We start from the raw sequence: 16,520 nt of genomic DNA on the forward strand, positions 1-16,520 counted from the left end.
TTTTGCAACAGCTCTTTTTATTTGCAAGAAATTCATTCTTATAACATCACCATAAATATATTCAATAAATAAATTTAAGAAATTAAAATAATCAAACTTTACTTTACAAATATCAAAGAGAAAGTATAATTTTATCAAAAGGGAGGTTCTATGATTAATAAATGTCCAAATTGCGGTGATGAAATGGTGATCACCTCTTATAGATGCAATTCATGCTACACAGAAGTTACAGGTGAATTTGAAATTGATAAGTTTCAAAGATTAGATAAAGAAGATAAAGAATTTATTGAGCTATTTTTACAAAAAAGAGGCTCTATCAAGGATGTGGGAGAAGAGATTGGTATTTCTTATCCAACAGTTAGAAATAGGATCGATAGGATAGTTTCAAAACTAGGAGGAACTGTCGATAAGAAGACAGGAAGAATTGATATCCTAAACATGCTAGATAACGGAGAAATTACTGCAGAAAAGGCTAAAAGCCTACTAGAGGAGCTTAAAGATGAATGATGAAAAACAAATGATTTTAAACATGCTTAAAGAAGGAAAAATCACTGTAGAAGAAGCAAGTGACCTCATAGAAGCATTAGGTAAAAATAGCAGAAAAAGCGACAATCTAACAGACAAAATTACAGGGGCAGTTGATAATATAATAAAAAAAGCGACCGATACAATCCAATCTATCGACCTTGACCAAACCCTTGACTTAAGTCAATTTAATATTAAGGGAGACTACAATACTCAAAAGGAAACTAGGATTGATGATGAGATCAATCATATCGAGATTGACATAGTAAATGGCGATATAGAAATCGATAGATCTGATGATAATACGATTGTTATTAGCCAAAGTATCTGGGCTAAGAAGGCTGATCTCAATGATTTTCTAGATATTGAAGTTAAGGATGACCTCCTTGCAATCTCAATTAATGAAAATTACAAAAATATCCAAGCAAGTTCAGATATTAGACTAAGCCTTGGAAGTAACTTATATGATTCCCTAGACATCAACCAAGTAAATGGCAAGGTTGATATCTCAGATGTTGACTTTACAAATCTTGACTTAAATAATGTAAATGGAAAAATCCTTCTTATTAACATCAGGGGTGCGGTTAATGTAAACAACGTAAACGGCAAGATTGATGTCAAGAATATCTTCGGTCCTATAGATATAGAAAATGTAAATGGGCCAATCTACCTATACAATATTTCTGGGGAATATGCTGATGTTTCAACCGTGAATGGCAATATCAGAGTAGATGGACTAGCATCAGATAAGCTTAAGGCTAAGTCAAATGCTGGAAATATCAGAGTCTTTAATATCAAAAACACCAAAGACATAGACCTTGATTCAGGCTTTGGTAATATGGTAGTTGATACAACAGATTTCGATGGAGTGATTAGGGCAAATGTTGAAAGCAAGGCAATAAATATTACAGAAAAATTTGCCAACAAGATCCAAGACGGTAAGGGCTATGAGATAAGCACAAGCACAGAAGAGCCTGACCTTAGGATAAAGATTGATTCTTCATTTGGAAAGATTTCTCTAAGATAGATAAACAAAAGACCCGCAGCAAGCGGGTTTTCTTATGCTTACTTTCCCGATTAGCGAAGGAAGATAAGCTAGAAGCAAAACTGAGGGTTAGGTTTTGCTTGTGGAAAATAGAGCCATAATTTAAGGAAGAGTACGTCTGTAATGAAAATTAATTTGTTTACTCTATCTTCTCTATATCTATAATAGAATAGCTTTGTTTCTTTACTTATAAATCCATGTAAAGTTTATGTAAAAAAGTATATTAAAATTAATAGAGTTTTAGCTTTTTCATGTTATAATAGAGCTAAGAGAGAATATATTATGGGATTTGCCTTATTTACGACAATCGAGCTTTTGATTTTTCTAATCGGCCAAGCTATCGATTTCAAAAACAAAAAACAATTAAATATTCTAGCTGGACTGATGTTTTTTATAATGTTTGTCTTCGCAGGAGTCAGAGGCTCTGGTGATGCGGACTATTATAATTACTTGTGGTTTGTGAAAGACTTGGGAGTAGACTACACAAGGCTTTTTGATTTTACATATCCTGTCGAGTTTGCCTTTAGGTTTTTTGCCCTTCTGGTAAACACCTTGGGTCTATCTAGACAGTGGGTTATAGTAATAATGAACCTATGTTCAATCCTTCCTATAACCTATATTTCAATCAAAGAGTCAGCTAACCCCTTCCTTTCAGCTATAATATTTTTGCCTATCTTTATCCAATTTGATATGCAAACATCAAGGACAGCCTCAGCTATAGGACTAGGATTTTTGGCAAGTTACTTTGTTTCTGAAAAAAAATACCTTAGGTCAATCCTATTTTTTATCTTTTCACTTGCCTTCCACAAGTCGGCAATGATAATGCTTCCCTTCTTGATTTTGCTTAACTTTAGGATAGGAAACTTATTTAAGATAATTACGGCAGGTCTTGGGCTTTTCGTTAGTCTTTTCTCCCTAAGAGTCTTTGGCCTAGTAGCTATAATCGTATCCAAGATGGGTCTTGGGGTGATTTCTAGAAAGATTGACACCTATGTATTTTCGGGAGGTATGTTTGCCTTTCCGATGAAGTTATATGATCCTAGGATTATCTTTGGCCTAATGCTTTTTGCTTTTTCTTTGATGTATTTTAACAAATACAGTTTCAAAAAAAATTCAATGATAGAGATAAGCTCCAAGGCTATGTGGTTTGGTCTAATAGTATTTCTAGTCTTTAGGTCATCTACGGCAGTAGCCTTTAGATTTGGGAACTTTTTTACAGTTTATCAAATGATATTTATACCTGAGATAATTAAGGAAGCAAAAAAGGATGATAGGTTAGGGGTTTTGATCATTGCCTTATCTATAATACTTTTCGTCCTACCCTATGCAGGATTTTTGATGATGAAGGCTCCTTCATACGACTTTTTCTTTACTAATCTTAATGCGATACATTCACTAAAATAAAAGAGGAAATTATGAGAAAAATTACTACAGAACATTTACTTAAACAAGCAAAACGAAATATCTTACTTATTATAATTCCAGCCCTTCTTGTATTTGGCCTAGTCTTGTCCAAGACTTTGATCAAGGATTCCAAAAACTTTGAGGCTACATCCATGCTCATGGTCACTGGGGAAAGTAAGGATGATGCCATAAGTTATAACAACATAATATTAAATGAGAAGCTTGCCAATATCTACAGCAATTTCCTAGAATCAACCGATTTATATGAAGCCGTAAGCAAAAAGCTTGGCCAAGATTATAATCCAGAAGATATAAAATCAAACCTTGATTATGAGGTAAATCCTCAAGGTGGGGTAATATCTTTTACCTACATAGATACAAACAAAGACAGGGCAAGCGACACCCTAACTTTAATTACAGAAGAATTTAGGACCTATGCTCTAAATTTCTTGAATATGGATAATATTGAATATCTTCAAAAGACTAAAGTTGACGCTCCTTCAAAGATTAAGGGAATAATATTTTCCATCTTGGGTCTTGTCGCCGGAGCTCTTTTGGGAATTCTTATAACTATAATAAAAGAAATTCTTTCAGATAAAATAAGAGATGCGAAAGACATAGAAGATCTAGGCATTAGGGTTTTGGGAGATCTTACCAAGGATTCTAAAGCTGCGATTTATAAGACTAAGGCAAGTATAGACTATCTTACAGAAAACTCAGTTATTGGAATAACTTCCCTAAATCCTAAGAAGTCCACCTATGACTTTACTGAGAAACTAGCCCTTGCTATGTCCACATCCTTCGGACTTTGCCTTATCGATTCTCTGGCAGAAAATAAGGTGGTGGACAAAAAGTACGAGTCAAGCGAAGAAGATATCAAATTAATCAGATACAAAGGAGTAGACTTTATCAAACTAAGAGAGAAATCTCTAGATATACTAGATTCTTATGTATTTGAAGATAAGATTTATGAGTTAAGATATACCTATAACTATGTCTTAATTAACGAATCAAATATTGATAGCTTGGAAGCTACTATAGGATTAAGATATGAGGACTACAAGATAATAGTAGCTAACGATCCACACATAGGAAGAGAAGAATTAGTAAGAAAGATCAATTCCATAGAAGATATGGGATGTGAGGTTTTGGGAGTGATTTACGATAAATAAAAAATTAATACTAGGGCTTAGCCTGATACTCCTTACTTCTTGTAAGCAGGATAAGCCCTACCAAAAACAAGATATAGAAATAAGACAAAGAACATATAGAGAGAAGGAAGAAGACCTAAGTCCAGAGCTTAGCTACCTAGTAAATGAAGACTCTTATCTCTATGGGGATAAGGATGGTAAAGATATAATCGATAGGCTAGATAAGGGATCTGTCGTAAAGATGATCGGCCCTATAGATGAGAAATTCGCCTTAATAGATTTCAATGGCAATATTTCCTACATTGAAAAGTCTAAGCTATCGGACTTTTGATTTGCAAATAAATATAAAAATGATATCATATAGATGAACACTGGGGGTGCCCTAAAGGCTGAGATAAGACCCTTAACCTGATCCAGGTAATGCTGGCGTAGGAAAGCTGTTATACCTCGCTAACATTGTGTTAAGGAGGTATTTTTTAATGAAGAAAAATTGGACAGTAAAGATGTTAGTAGAAGGTGGACTTTGTATAGCCCTCGCCTTCGTGTTAGGATATATTAAGCTATTTTCAATGCCACAAGGAGGATCTGTTACAGCAGGTGAGATGATTCCTATAATCATATTTGCCCTAAGACATGGCTCTCTTCCTGGTATTGTTGTAGGAGCAGTGTATGGTTTGGTTCAAATGTTATTTGGTGGATCAATCTTTCACCCAATCCAAGCTATCTTGGATTACCCAGTAGCCTTTGGAGTATTAGGTCTTGCTGGAATATTCTCAGCTGAGTTTGAGAAAAACAAAAGCATTAAACCAGTACTTGCAGGAGCAAGCCTAGGAATCGTCCTAAGGATGCTTGCCCACACCCTAACTGGTGCAATATTTTTTGCATCCTATGCTCCAGAAGGGCAAAACCCTTGGGTCTACTCTATAATCTACAATGCAAGCTACCTAGTAGTAGAATTTATTATCACTGTAATAATTATCTATCTACTAAGAAATGTAATAACAAAAGACCTACAAAGAATATAATATTTTAAAGTGAAAGCCCCTCAATTCTTTCTATGAATTGAGGGTCTTTTGTCTTAGTTTCTAACCTTAAAGGTCCTTGGGGCTAGTTTGTATACTAGGATTTGGCTTATTATTACAAAACAAATTATAAAAATGGAGACACTTATGAGAAAGACTCCGTAAGAAATCTTGCTTGTAACTTGGGGAAGAACGAAAAACACAGCTCCATAAATCAGGTAATCGATTAGGATAACTGCCTTGCCAGTCTTCTGACCTTCCTGGTTGAAGGGACTTAGGAGATAATATTCCATAAGGGGAAGACTTACGAAAAACAAGGCTAGAAGAGCGATGTATACTAGGCTTAAAGCTTTTTGCCTAAGACTAAGAGTTCCATCAAAACTTGCGAGTATTAAATAGCTAACTGCCAGAGTTAGGCTTGGGATGGCCATAATCTTAAGTAGGGACTTAAATCTTTCCTTGTACATGGCAAGGACATTTTTACCTTCCCTATAGAAGCCGTAAGGCATAAGTCCCTTATCACAATTAAGATACATACTCCTTAGGATATTATCTTGTTTTAGGAGGATATACATAACTAGCGGTATGAGGAAGGTAGAAATCTCATCAATATTTCCCTTTAGATCGAAGCCCGTTACATACATATAGGCTGAAATAACCAGGCTTATTAGCAAAAGAATCGTGCTTTTAATAATAATTGGCTTTCTAATAATTCTTCTGTGCCTTAGGAAAAATACTTGGTTGAGATAGGCGAAGCTTTCTCCTTTTACTTTTCTCTTTCCTATATCTTTTTCCTTTATTTTTAGGGGATTTGCTGCATTATCTGCTACTGTATCTAGGGCTATTTGGTATTTTCTTGCTGCCTTTTCTATGATTTCCCCGTAAGAGTTAAAGCTTCTCATGTAATTATAGGCTGGTATGAAGGCTATTACAGATAGGGCAAGGAAGCCAAAGGAGGTTAGCCTACTAGGAATCTTAAAATAGATTACACATACATACAAGATAAGGCTTAGGATAAGGCCTACAGCTACTTGGATAAAGCCATTATCTAGGATTGATTTTTCCTTATCCTTAAGATAGCTTAGCCAAAATATCGATGCGGCTAGCTCTGTCATAAGTATGGCAAGAGACATGGCGAGTGTATCTATGATAGGTACATCAGCCAAAAACTTAAAGGCAAGGACAAAGACCAAGCTTCTTCCTACAAATCTTAAAATAGGTATGTAGTAGAGATGGGCCTTGGCTATTTCCTTGGCATCAAAGGCGAAATTTGTGAATAGCTCATAGATAGAACCTCCATTATCCACTATCATATTTCTAAAAATAGCAAAGGATAGGTAGATGAAACAAGGCACTAACAGAGAAGCTGTATACTCGTTTAGGCTTAAGGCTCCGATCTTACTGGCTAATATTTCTTCTACATTAAAAAACTTCCCAAGGAATTTATTTACGTAAGTCATCCAAAGCATAGTGATGGCAAAGGCCATGGTGGATTTGATTATTTGCCAGATTAAGGCAAAGAGAGGATATAAGAAAAAGACTATCTCTTTTAATTCGAAAAACCTATACTTATCTCCCAATAATTTTCCCACAAGGGGAATCTTCCTAAAAAAGTAAACTATACCGTTTATTGTTTTGGTTAGACTTATTTTTTGTATGATAGAAAAAGTTCTAAGACTCTTGTTCATAGCCTTCTCCTAAATTTTCTTCTATAGCCCTGATATCTTCATCTAGAGCCTTTCCTGACAAGAGATTTATGATTGTATCTTCAAAGTCCGGATCATCTTTGATTAGGCTATCAACTGGGTGTAAGCTCTTTTCGTGAAGAAGGACGATTTTATCGCATATATCCTTGGCGAGTTGGAGGATATGGGTTGAAAATATTATAATATGGTCCTTATGTATATCCCTAATAATTCTTTTCATCTGAAGTTGGATTACTACATCGAGACTTGTGAGTGGCTCATCCATAAGGATAACTTTTGGCTTTAGGATGAGAAACATAAGCATCTGTAGTTTATTTTTCATACCTGTCGAGTAATCCTGGATTAGCCTATTTGAGTCATCCTTATCGAGTTCGACAATTTTTAGATATTCGTCAATATTCTTAAGATTCTTTATATTTTCACGATTTGCTTCTATAAAAAAGCTAATAAACTCTCTTCCTGTAAGAAACTTGGGAAGTTCTGGCTCACTCACCATAAAAAACACATCCTTAAAGTTGATAGGATTTCTCTTCCCGTCTTCTTCCAAGAGGACCTCTCCCGAATCTTTATCTAAGGACTCGTTTATTAGCTTAAAAAGGGTCGTCTTACCAGCTCCATTTCTTCCCAAGAGGGCGTAGACTTCCCCTTGGTCGAAAGTGTAGGATGAATCCTTTAGGACTTCCTTCTTGCCAAAGGTCTTGCTTAGACCATTTATAATTAATTTCATATCCGCCTCCTTTTTGATAATTATAACAGAAAGATGGGGGGAGCAAAAGTTTATAAAAATATTTGCAGAAATTTACTAGAGGTGGTATTATTGTACTAAGATAATAATACAATAATACAAAAAGGAGCTAAGATGGAATTTGATAATAATAGACCCATTTACCTCCAATTACTCGAGGATTTCAAAATCAAGATATCTGTAGGAGATTGGAAGGCTGGAGAGAAGATCCTTCCAGTAAGGGATTTGGCCAAGATTTATGAGGTAAATCCCAACACAGTCCAAAGGGCCCTCCAGGAGCTAGAAAGGGAAGGTCTTTGTCTAAGCCAGAGGACTGCTGGAAGATTTGTAACAGAAGATAAGTCGTCAATTGATAAGTTATCCAACAAGGCCTTTTACCAATTGGCCGATGACTTTATTACAGGATCGGTCAATCTGAATCTAGGAAAGGATGAATCGATAGAATTACTTAAGAAATATTGGGAGGAAGATTATGATAAAAATTAAGGACTTAACTATGATTTATGGAGGGCGTGCAGTCCTAGACCATGTAAATTTAAATATAGAAAAAGGGCAAATAGTGGGTCTTCTCGGCGAGAATGGTTCAGGAAAGACCAGCTTACTTAGGATACTTTCAGGCCTTGAGAGAAATTATATTGGTGAAGTTAAGATTAATGGGAAAAATCCAGGAGATGCTACAAACGCATACGTCTCCTACCAGCCAGACCACTTGCCAGTTGACCCATCCCTAAAGATTTATAAGCTTGGAAAGCTTTATGGGAATTTCTTTGCTGACTTTAAGGAAGAGAAATTCATAAATTTGATTGAAGGTTTCGGTATTGATAAGAATCTAAAAATCAAGGAATGTTCCAAGGGAATGAAAGAGAAGATCCAAATCGCCCTAAGTCTTTCAAGAAAAAGTAAAGTTTATCTTTTGGATGAGCCAATGAGTGGTATTGACCCAAAGTCTAGGAAGGTCATTCTTCAGACTATAATAGATAATTTCGACTATGAAGGAATCTTGTTAATCTCTACCCACCTCATTGGTGAAATAGAAAAAGTCCTCGATAGGGCAATCTTTATAGATCAAGCGAAAATCATAGTAAATGAAAGAGTAGACGATATCAGAGAGAAGAAAAATATGGGTGTCGAAGAATACTTTACGGAGGTAATCTAGATGAAAAACTTACTAAAACAGATTATGAAAGAAGACTTTTTTGCAATACTTCCTTGGTTATTTATTCCTCTTATAGGAGTATTTGCAGGACTGTCCCTAAGCCATTTTACAAGACTTGAAGGCTTTAATATAATCACAGTCATAGCCGTAACTATCCTAATGGCAGGGCCCCTTATAGCTCTTGTCATTCTCGTAGGAAATGATCACAATAGATTTTATGGAAAATATGCAGCTCTTTACTCAAGCTATCCTATAAGTTCTAATAAAATCACCCTAACGAGATTTATAAACTATATAATCCTAGGGATCTTTACTAGCCTAAGCTATCTTTTTAACATCTCCTTGGCCCTTCCATCAGATTTTGATTTAGTAGATTTCTTTAGGGAATTTGGAAGGCTTTTAGGAGAACTTAGCCCAGGCCAATATCTAGATATATTAAAAGTATTACTAGCTTTCCTTGGCTTTGGACTAATACTTAGCCTAACCCTTATGGCAGCTAATAGTATTGGTAATTCTTATTATTTCAAAAAGCTAGGAAAGCTTGGTCCAGTTGTTGTCGGAGTCATTCTTTTCGCCTTAGAAAGCTTTATCCAAATAAGAATGCTCGCCCGATTTGCAGTAGATAAGACTGTAGTTCAAAATCCTGATATGACCTTAAGCTTTTTTGAACCTAACTATATATTTATAGGGGTATTTATTATAGAGCTTATAGCAATTTATTTTGCCACAAACTATTTTCACAAGAAGAAACTTTCTGTAGAATAAAATATTAATAAATATTATAAAGCTTCTTACAAAACAACTAATTTTTTAGGGATAGTAATTGTATTTTGTAGGAGGCTTTTATTTTTAGCTGAACAATATTGAGACTAACAAGCTTTAAAAATAGCTAAAAGAAAGTAAAATCATCCATAAGATTACTTGTTTTTAAGGAGATAAAAATGAAGGAATTATTATTTGTATATAATCCTAACTCAGGTCAGCAAACCATCGGAGAATACATAAGTTGGATAGTGGACTATTTTAGTGAAAATGGCTATCTTGTAACAATATATGCGACTCAAGCAAGTGGCGATTGCAGAAAAATTGTAGGAGAAATCGGCCATAAGTTTGAAAGAATCGTAGTATCCGGTGGAGATGGCACCCTTGATGAAGCCATATCTGGTGCAGTTAAGGCAGGAATTAGTCCTAGATTTGCTTATATACCAACAGGCTCAACCAATGATTTCGCCAAGTCTTTAAATATTCCTCTAGACATAAAAGAAGCAAGTAAGCTTGCAATTAGTGATAAGATCAAGGAAATAGATGTGGGACAAATTGACGATAAGTATTTTGTCTATGTAGCAGCATTTGGCACCTTATCTGATATATCTTTTAATACAGATCAAGACCTCAAAAATATATTTGGAAGGAGCGCCTATGTTTTCGAAGGACTAAAAAAGGCGCTGCCATTTCAAACTATGGAAGCAAATAATGTAAAGGTGGAATTTGACGGAAATGAAATCGAAGGAGAATTCGTTCACTTTATGGTTACCAATTCCTACTCTGTTGGAGGCTTTACCAAAATTTTGGGAGATAATGTAGGTCTTGATGATGGAATATTTGAACTAACTATGATCAAAAAGCCAAATAGTATAGCAGAAATCAACAAGATTGTAAACGCCCTTACTAACAAGAAGGAAAACGAGATGGTGATAATGCGTCAAGGTAAGTCCTTTAGGGTTGTAACAGATAGAGAGGTGTCCTGGTCCTTGGATGGAGAATATGGTGGCTCAAGTACTGATGCCAAAATCGAGATTTTAAATAAGAGAATTATGATAAAAAATGGCTTATAGGATTGAAAGAGCCAGGTAATTGTGATATACTGTTCAGTCTAACATTTACTAAAGCTACCAAATAGGTTATAATATAATAGAGGACCTAGGAGGTAAAAATGTTTAAAATCGGCGATAAGATCGTATACCCAATGCATGGGGCAGGTACCATAGACTCTATTGAGAAAAAGGAATTTTTGGGAGAAGTAAAGGATTATTTCATCCTAAAAATGCCAATAGGAGATATGGATATATCAATACCTACAAGCAAAATCAATGAGATGAACATAAGAGATGTAATCACTAAGGAAGAAGGAGATGAGGTGCTTAAGATTCTCGACGACGACCCTAGTGATATGAGCAATAATTGGACTGTAAGATATAGACAAAACCAAGAAATCCTAAAGACTGGCGATATTTTTGAGATAGCCAAGATGGTAAGAAATCTTGCTATCCTTGATAATGACAAGGGACTTTCTACTACAGAGAAGAAACTTTTAAACAGGTCTAGGAGGATTCTTGCAAGTGAGCTAGTAATGGCAGGTTCTCTAAAGAAAGAAGAAGCGGAAGCGATGATAGACGAGTCTATAGGACTCTAAGGAGAAGCAAATGAAAAGAATAATTCGATTAGTGCTTTCAATAATCGGAGCTGTTCTTGGCATTGTGATCTTAAGACTTATAAATGCCGGCACGGATTTTTTACCGGGAGCCGGCTTTGTAAAGATTTTTGCTCATATTGCCGCAGCTTTATTGGGAGCATTAGTTTTTTATATGCTGACGGACAAGTTTTCGGATAGGTTTCAGCAAGGATTTAATCTATTCGAGGAGAATTTGAAGAAAATCCCGGCTAATAAACTGATTGTTGGGATTGTAGGAGCTATATTAGGATTTTTGATAGCAGCCTTGGTGACCAAACCCCTAACCGAACTAACCATTCCTTATGTAGGAAATCTAATTTTTGTGCTATTATCTATTTTATTATATATAGGTTTAGGGTATTTGGGCTGGAGAGTTGCATCTAATAATGCTGAAGATATACTGGGGATATTTCAGAAAAAAGAAAATAAGGAGGCTAAAGAAGGCAAATCCTTTATCTTTGAGAGAAATAAACGTACAGCAAGCCCTAAAATTCTCGATACATCAGTTATAATAGATGGAAGAATCCTTGATATTATAGAAACAGACTTTATTGAAGGAGAACTAATAGTAAGTGAGTTTGTTCTAGAAGAGCTCCAACACATAGCTGATTCCCCTGATGATCTTAAGAGAGAGAGGGGAAGAAGGGGTCTTGATACCATAAATAAAATAAAGGAAAATAACAAGATCAAGCTAAAAGTCGTAAACAAAGACTATAAAGATATAAAAGAAGTGGATTCCAAGCTTTTAAAGCTTGCGATGGACTTAAATGGCAAGGTCTTTACTAATGACTACAATCTAAACAAGGTAGCTGACGTTCAGGGTATTCCTATATTAAATATAAATGATTTGGCCAATGCCCTAAAGCCTGTAGTAATTCCTGGAGAGATGATGAGAATTGACGTCATCAAGGAAGGAAAAGGCAAAAACCAAGGAGTAGGCTACCTAGATGATGGAACTATGGTTGTTGTTGAAGACGGAATAAAATATATCGACCAAACGATCGATGCTACAGTAACCTCTGTACTTCAGACATCAGCTGGTAGAATGATATTTGTAAGGCATAAGAATGATTGATGGAAAATTTATATCTGCAATAATTACAGCAGCAGGCTCAGGTCTTAGGATGAGATCTAAGATTAACAAGCCCTACATTGAAGTAGGAGGAAGAAAGGTCCTAGAGATCACCCTAGATACTGTAAGTAGAGTAAAAGAGATAGATGAGATAATACTAGTCATAAGAAAAGATGACGAGGATATAATAAAAGATATTTTAGAAAAATATGATGGAAATATAAGATACGTATATGGTAGTACAACTAGGGAGCTTTCAACCTTTGAAGGACTAAAAGCTCTTGATCCACAAAGCGAATTGGTCTTAACTCATGATGGGGTAAGACCTTTTGCAAGCGAAGAACTTTTCCTAAAGACTATCAATGCTTTAAGGAAAAACAAGGCGGTGATTACTGCTACCAAGTCAAAGGATACAGTAAAGATTATAGATGATGATATGTACGTAGACTTTACACCCAATAGGGACTATGTCTATAACATCCAAACTCCCCAAGCCTTTGACAAAAAGCTTATATATGCCATGTATGAGAAATATCTTGCTAGCGAATTTAAAGTAACAGATGACTCCCAACTTTTTGAATTCTTCGATAGGGATGAGAAGGTCAAGGTAGTCCACGGAGAGTATTCGAATATAAAAATAACAACTCAAGAGGATATAATTTTTGCAAATGCATATCTTCAGAGGAAAAAGGACGTATAATGAGAATAGGAATTGGATATGATGTTCACAAACTAGTTGAGGGAAGGGACCTATACCTAGGAGGGCTCAAGGTTGATTACGAGCTCGGGCTTTTGGGTCATTCAGATGCAGATGTACTAACTCATGCTATAATGGATGCCATCCTAGGAGCTCTTGCTAAGCCTGATATAGGAAATTTATTTCCAGATACAGATCCTCTCTATAAGGATATATATTCTATAGATCTTTTAGATAAGGTAGTGGCCCTTATGGAAGAAGAAGGCTACAAAATTGGAAATCTCGATACTGTAACAATTTGCGAGAGGCCTAAAATTGCCCCAATTAGGGAAGACATCAGAAAAATTTTGGCAAAACATTTAAAAACAGATATAGAAAATATTAGCGTCAAGGCTTCAACAAGCGAAAAGCTCGGCTTTACCGGCAGGGGCGAGGGAATTGAAGCGCGCGCAGTAGTTCTTTTAGAAAGAAGGAAATAATGAAAAGACTTATAACAAGTGAATCCGTAACAGAAGGACATCCTGATAAGGTATGCGATCAAATCTCTGATGCTATCTTAGATGAATGTCTAAAACAAGATAAAAACTCAAGAGTTGCCTGTGAGACTGTAACAACAACAGGTCTTGTCCTAGTTGTAGGAGAAATCTCAACAGAGGCTTATGCACCAATAGAAAAAATAGTAAGAGATACTATAAAAGAAATAGGTTACGAAGATCCAAGCCTAGGCTTTGACTATTCAAACGTAGCTGTCCTAACTTCTTTGATCGAGCAATCATCAGATATTGCCCAAGGAGTGGACTCAGCTCAAGATTATGAGACAAGTCACGAAGACTACGACAAAATTGGGGCAGGAGATCAAGGAATGGTATTTGGTTATGCTGATAATGAAAGCGATGAATATCTTCCCCTATCAGTAGTCTATGCCCAAAAGCTATCCAAAAAGCTAAGCGATGTGAGACGTGACGGAACTCTTTCTTACCTAAGACCAGATGGAAAGAGTCAAGTAACTGTGGAATACGACGATGGGGTGCTAAAAAGAATTGACTCAATCGTAATCTCAGCCCAACACAGCCCAGAAGTATCCTTAGAAAAAATTAAAGAAGACATCAAAAGAGAAGTGATCGATAAAGTAATTGATTCTTCCCTAATGGATGAGGATACTAAGATTTACGTAAACCCAACAGGCAAGTTTGTAATCGGAGGACCTAAGGGCGATAGTGGACTTACAGGAAGAAAAATAATAGTAGATACCTACGGTGGATATTCTAAGTCAGGTGGAGGAGCCTTCTCAGGAAAAGATCCAACAAAGGTAGACAGGTCCGCTGCCTACATGGCAAGATATGCAGCCAAAAACATGGTCGCAGCAGGACTTGCTGACAAGTTGGAAATCGGCCTATCCTATGCTATAGGAGTTGCAAGACCCCTATCAATCTATGTAGATAGCTTTGGCACAGGTAAATACGATGACGAAAAGATTCTAGAGATTGTAAAAGAAAACTTTGACTTTAGACCTCAAGCTATAATAGACAAACTAGATCTTAGAAGACCAATCTATAAAAAGACTGCAGCCTTTGGTCACTTTGGAAGAGATGACAATGACTTTACTTGGGAAAGAGTCGATAAGAAAGATGAATTAAAGAAATACTAGGAGATGATATGGCAAGACTAAGAAAATCTATAGCGATAGATTTAGGAACTGCTTCTGTCTTAGTGTATGTCGCTGGCAAGGGAATAGTTCTAGAAGAGCCTTCTGTCATAGCGATAGATGTACTAACTGATGATATACTTGCGGTAGGCAGTGAGGCGAAAAAGCTTATCGGGAGGACTCCAGGCAATATCAAGGCCATAATGCCTATGAAAGATGGGGTAATTTCTGACTTTAAAGCTACAGAAAGAATGCTAAAATATTTCTTGGATAAGGCAGTAAAGAAAACCTTGCTCAAACCAGACCTTTTAATCTGTGTTCCTTCAAGATCAAGTCAAGTCGAAAAAAGAGCAGTCCTTGCGGCTAGTGATAATGCAGGAAGTCATAGGACCTATCTAATAGAAGAGCCCTTAGCTGCAGCTATAGGAGCAGGATGTGATATAACCGATCCAGGTGGAAGCCTTGTGATAGACATCGGAGGAGGAACCTGTGATATAGCTGTCATATCTATGGGCCAAGTTGTAGCTAGTAGGTCTGTTAATACAGCAGGACTTTCCTTTGATAAGAAAATAAAAGACTACATCAGGCAAAGATATGGTATATTAATAGGGGATAGTAAATCCGAAGAGATTAAAATCGAAGCAGGACTTGTAGGAAGCGAGCAATCTATAGAAGTAAGTGGAAGGTCTATATCAAACGGACTCCCACAAAAAATTTTCCTTCCAGTTGCAGAAATCTACGATGCCATAAGGCCTGAGATTGATTCGATTATCAATGGGGTAAAGAAAGTACTAGAAGTAACACCACCGGAGCTTCAATCTGATATATACGATAGGGAGATAATCCTTACAGGCGGAGGAGCTTATACTCTAGGTCTTAGACAAAGGCTTACTGAAAAGCTTCAAATCGAAGCGAAAATCGCAGATGATGCGACAGAGTGTGTTATAATAGGTACATCCAAGGCCCTAAACTGGATGGATTCCCTAGATGAAGAGAGAAATGATGCCGTAAAGGGCAAACAAAAAGAGTTAGAAATGGACGAGAAATTAAGGAGAAGATAATGACAAAAAAATTAGTTCTAGTAAGACACGGTCAAAGTGAATGGAACCTTGCCAACAAATTTACAGGTTGGGTTGACGTAAACCTATCTGAAAAAGGGGAAGAAGAAGCTAAAGAAGCTGGTAGAAAAATCAAAGAAGCAGGAATAATGTTTGACCATGCTCACACATCAGTTCTAACAAGAGCTATCAAAACTTGTAATTATGCCCTAGAATACTCAGGACAAATGTTTGTTCCAGTAGAAAAATCTTGGAGATTAAACGAAAGACACTACGGTGCTCTTCAAGGACTAAATAAGGCTGAAACAGCTGAAAAATATGGAGATGAACAAGTTCACATCTGGAGAAGAAGCTATGATACACTCCCACCAGAACTAAGTGAAGAAGAAGCTAAAAAACAAGCTGAACTTCCAATGTTCAAACATCTTCCAGCTGACGTTGTTCCAACAGCAGAAAACCTAAAAGTAACTCTTGAGAGAGTACTTCCTTACTACTTCGACCACATCGCTCCACAACTACTTGATGGAGAAACAGTCCTAGTAGCAGCTCACGGAAATAGCCTAAGAGCCCTAGCAAAACACCTAGAGAAAATCTCAGACGAAGACATCATGGGCCTTGAAATTCCAACAGGCCAACCACTAGTTTACGAACTAGATGATGAGCTAAACGTAGTTAAAAAATACTATCTATAAGATAAGGAGGATGTTAGCTCCCTTCTGGGCAAGATTAATAATTTTTGCTAAGCCTAAGCTAGGGAGTTTTCAACTCCTTTTAAAATACCTAAATTTATATATGAATAAAAATGGTCTGATTATGAAGCTTGGACCCTTATAAATTGCTGC

18 protein-coding genes and 1 riboswitch are annotated in these 16,520 nt (G+C 36.3%); of the genes, 16 read left to right on the forward strand and 2 right to left on the reverse strand.

What is annotated here, in order from left to right; translation table 11 throughout:
• Nucleotides 1-150: 150 nt before the first annotated feature.
• The 5 genes from APRE_RS00825 (at nucleotide 151) to thiT (ending at nucleotide 5,150) form a co-directional block, all read left to right on the forward strand.
• On the forward strand, nucleotides 151-507 hold the full coding sequence (locus APRE_RS00825; RefSeq protein ID WP_012803633.1) for a DUF2089 domain-containing protein: 357 nt from the start codon (nucleotides 151-153) through the stop codon (nucleotides 505-507).
• A complete protein-coding gene (locus APRE_RS00830) occupies nucleotides 500-1,552 on the forward strand; it encodes a DUF4097 family beta strand repeat-containing protein (RefSeq protein WP_012803634.1) in 1,053 nt (350 codons plus the stop codon). Before APRE_RS00825 ends, APRE_RS00830 begins: the two co-directional genes overlap by 8 nt.
• A 300-nt stretch (nucleotides 1,553-1,852) precedes the next feature.
• Entirely contained in the window at nucleotides 1,853-2,974 is a 1,122-nt protein-coding gene (locus APRE_RS00835) for an EpsG family protein (RefSeq protein WP_012803635.1), read from the forward strand.
• A gap of 11 nt (nucleotides 2,975-2,985) precedes the next feature.
• Entirely contained in the window at nucleotides 2,986-4,146 is a 1,161-nt protein-coding gene (locus APRE_RS00840) for a YveK family protein (RefSeq protein ID WP_012803636.1), read from the forward strand.
• A gap of 342 nt (nucleotides 4,147-4,488) precedes the next feature.
• A riboswitch (TPP riboswitch) is annotated at nucleotides 4,489-4,578 on the forward strand.
• 26 nt (nucleotides 4,579-4,604) lie between these two features.
• The gene (thiT, locus tag APRE_RS00850) at nucleotides 4,605-5,150 is read left to right on the forward strand and encodes an energy-coupled thiamine transporter ThiT (RefSeq protein WP_012803637.1); all 546 of its coding nucleotides are present in this window, start codon (nucleotides 4,605-4,607) and stop codon (nucleotides 5,148-5,150) included.
• Nucleotides 5,151-5,203: 53 nt separating this feature from the next.
• Here the strand turns inward: thiT and APRE_RS00855 are convergent, their stop codons facing one another.
• Together APRE_RS00855 and APRE_RS00860 are read right to left on the reverse strand one after the other, a co-directional pair.
• On the reverse strand, nucleotides 5,204-6,835 hold the full coding sequence (locus tag APRE_RS00855; RefSeq protein ID WP_012803638.1) for a hypothetical protein: 1,632 nt from the start codon (nucleotides 6,833-6,835) through the stop codon (nucleotides 5,204-5,206).
• Nucleotides 6,819-7,580 carry an ABC transporter ATP-binding protein gene (locus APRE_RS00860; RefSeq protein ID WP_012803639.1) on the reverse strand — a complete coding sequence of 254 codons (762 nt, stop codon included), beginning with the start codon at nucleotides 7,578-7,580 and terminating at the stop codon, nucleotides 6,819-6,821. The genes APRE_RS00855 and APRE_RS00860 overlap by 17 nt, the downstream gene beginning before the upstream one ends.
• A gap of 132 nt (nucleotides 7,581-7,712) precedes the next feature.
• On the opposite strand from APRE_RS00860, the gene APRE_RS00865 reads away from it, so the two are divergent.
• From APRE_RS00865 to gpmA, 11 genes are all read left to right on the forward strand, one after another.
• Nucleotides 7,713-8,084 carry a GntR family transcriptional regulator gene (locus APRE_RS00865; RefSeq protein WP_012803640.1) on the forward strand — a complete coding sequence of 124 codons (372 nt, stop codon included), beginning with the start codon at nucleotides 7,713-7,715 and terminating at the stop codon, nucleotides 8,082-8,084.
• A complete protein-coding gene (locus tag APRE_RS00870; RefSeq protein ID WP_012803641.1) occupies nucleotides 8,071-8,754 on the forward strand; it encodes an ABC transporter ATP-binding protein in 684 nt (227 codons plus the stop codon). The genes APRE_RS00865 and APRE_RS00870 overlap by 14 nt, the downstream gene beginning before the upstream one ends.
• The gene (locus APRE_RS00875) at nucleotides 8,755-9,519 is read left to right on the forward strand and encodes a hypothetical protein (protein WP_012803642.1); all 765 of its coding nucleotides are present in this window, start codon (nucleotides 8,755-8,757) and stop codon (nucleotides 9,517-9,519) included.
• Between the two features lie 176 nt (nucleotides 9,520-9,695).
• Nucleotides 9,696-10,589 (forward strand): diacylglycerol/lipid kinase family protein, encoded by an 894-nt coding sequence (locus APRE_RS00880; protein ID WP_012803643.1) that lies wholly within the window; start codon nucleotides 9,696-9,698, stop codon nucleotides 10,587-10,589.
• A gap of 98 nt (nucleotides 10,590-10,687) precedes the next feature.
• Nucleotides 10,688-11,167 carry a CarD family transcriptional regulator gene (locus APRE_RS00885; protein ID WP_012803644.1) on the forward strand — a complete coding sequence of 160 codons (480 nt, stop codon included), beginning with the start codon at nucleotides 10,688-10,690 and terminating at the stop codon, nucleotides 11,165-11,167.
• Between the two features lie 10 nt (nucleotides 11,168-11,177).
• Entirely contained in the window at nucleotides 11,178-12,281 is a 1,104-nt protein-coding gene (locus APRE_RS00890) for a PIN/TRAM domain-containing protein (RefSeq protein ID WP_012803645.1), read from the forward strand.
• Entirely contained in the window at nucleotides 12,274-12,978 is a 705-nt protein-coding gene (gene ispD / locus APRE_RS00895; protein WP_012803646.1) for a 2-C-methyl-D-erythritol 4-phosphate cytidylyltransferase, read from the forward strand. The genes APRE_RS00890 and ispD overlap by 8 nt, the downstream gene beginning before the upstream one ends.
• A complete protein-coding gene (gene ispF / locus APRE_RS00900; protein WP_012803647.1) occupies nucleotides 12,978-13,454 on the forward strand; it encodes a 2-C-methyl-D-erythritol 2,4-cyclodiphosphate synthase in 477 nt (158 codons plus the stop codon). Before ispD ends, ispF begins: the two co-directional genes overlap by 1 nt.
• Nucleotides 13,454-14,623 carry a methionine adenosyltransferase gene (metK, locus tag APRE_RS00905; protein WP_012803648.1) on the forward strand — a complete coding sequence of 390 codons (1,170 nt, stop codon included), beginning with the start codon at nucleotides 13,454-13,456 and terminating at the stop codon, nucleotides 14,621-14,623. The genes ispF and metK overlap by 1 nt, the downstream gene beginning before the upstream one ends.
• Before the next feature lie 8 nt (nucleotides 14,624-14,631).
• A complete protein-coding gene (gene mreB, locus APRE_RS00910; RefSeq protein ID WP_012803649.1) occupies nucleotides 14,632-15,681 on the forward strand; it encodes a rod shape-determining protein in 1,050 nt (349 codons plus the stop codon).
• A complete protein-coding gene (gene gpmA / locus APRE_RS00915) occupies nucleotides 15,681-16,370 on the forward strand; it encodes a 2,3-diphosphoglycerate-dependent phosphoglycerate mutase (RefSeq protein ID WP_012803650.1) in 690 nt (229 codons plus the stop codon). The genes mreB and gpmA overlap by 1 nt, the downstream gene beginning before the upstream one ends.
• The last annotated feature ends 150 nt before the right edge of the window (nucleotides 16,371-16,520 follow it).

This window comes from Anaerococcus prevotii DSM 20548 (genome assembly GCF_000024105.1).
GTDB classification, from domain to species: Bacteria; Bacillota; Clostridia; order Tissierellales; family Peptoniphilaceae; genus Anaerococcus; species Anaerococcus prevotii.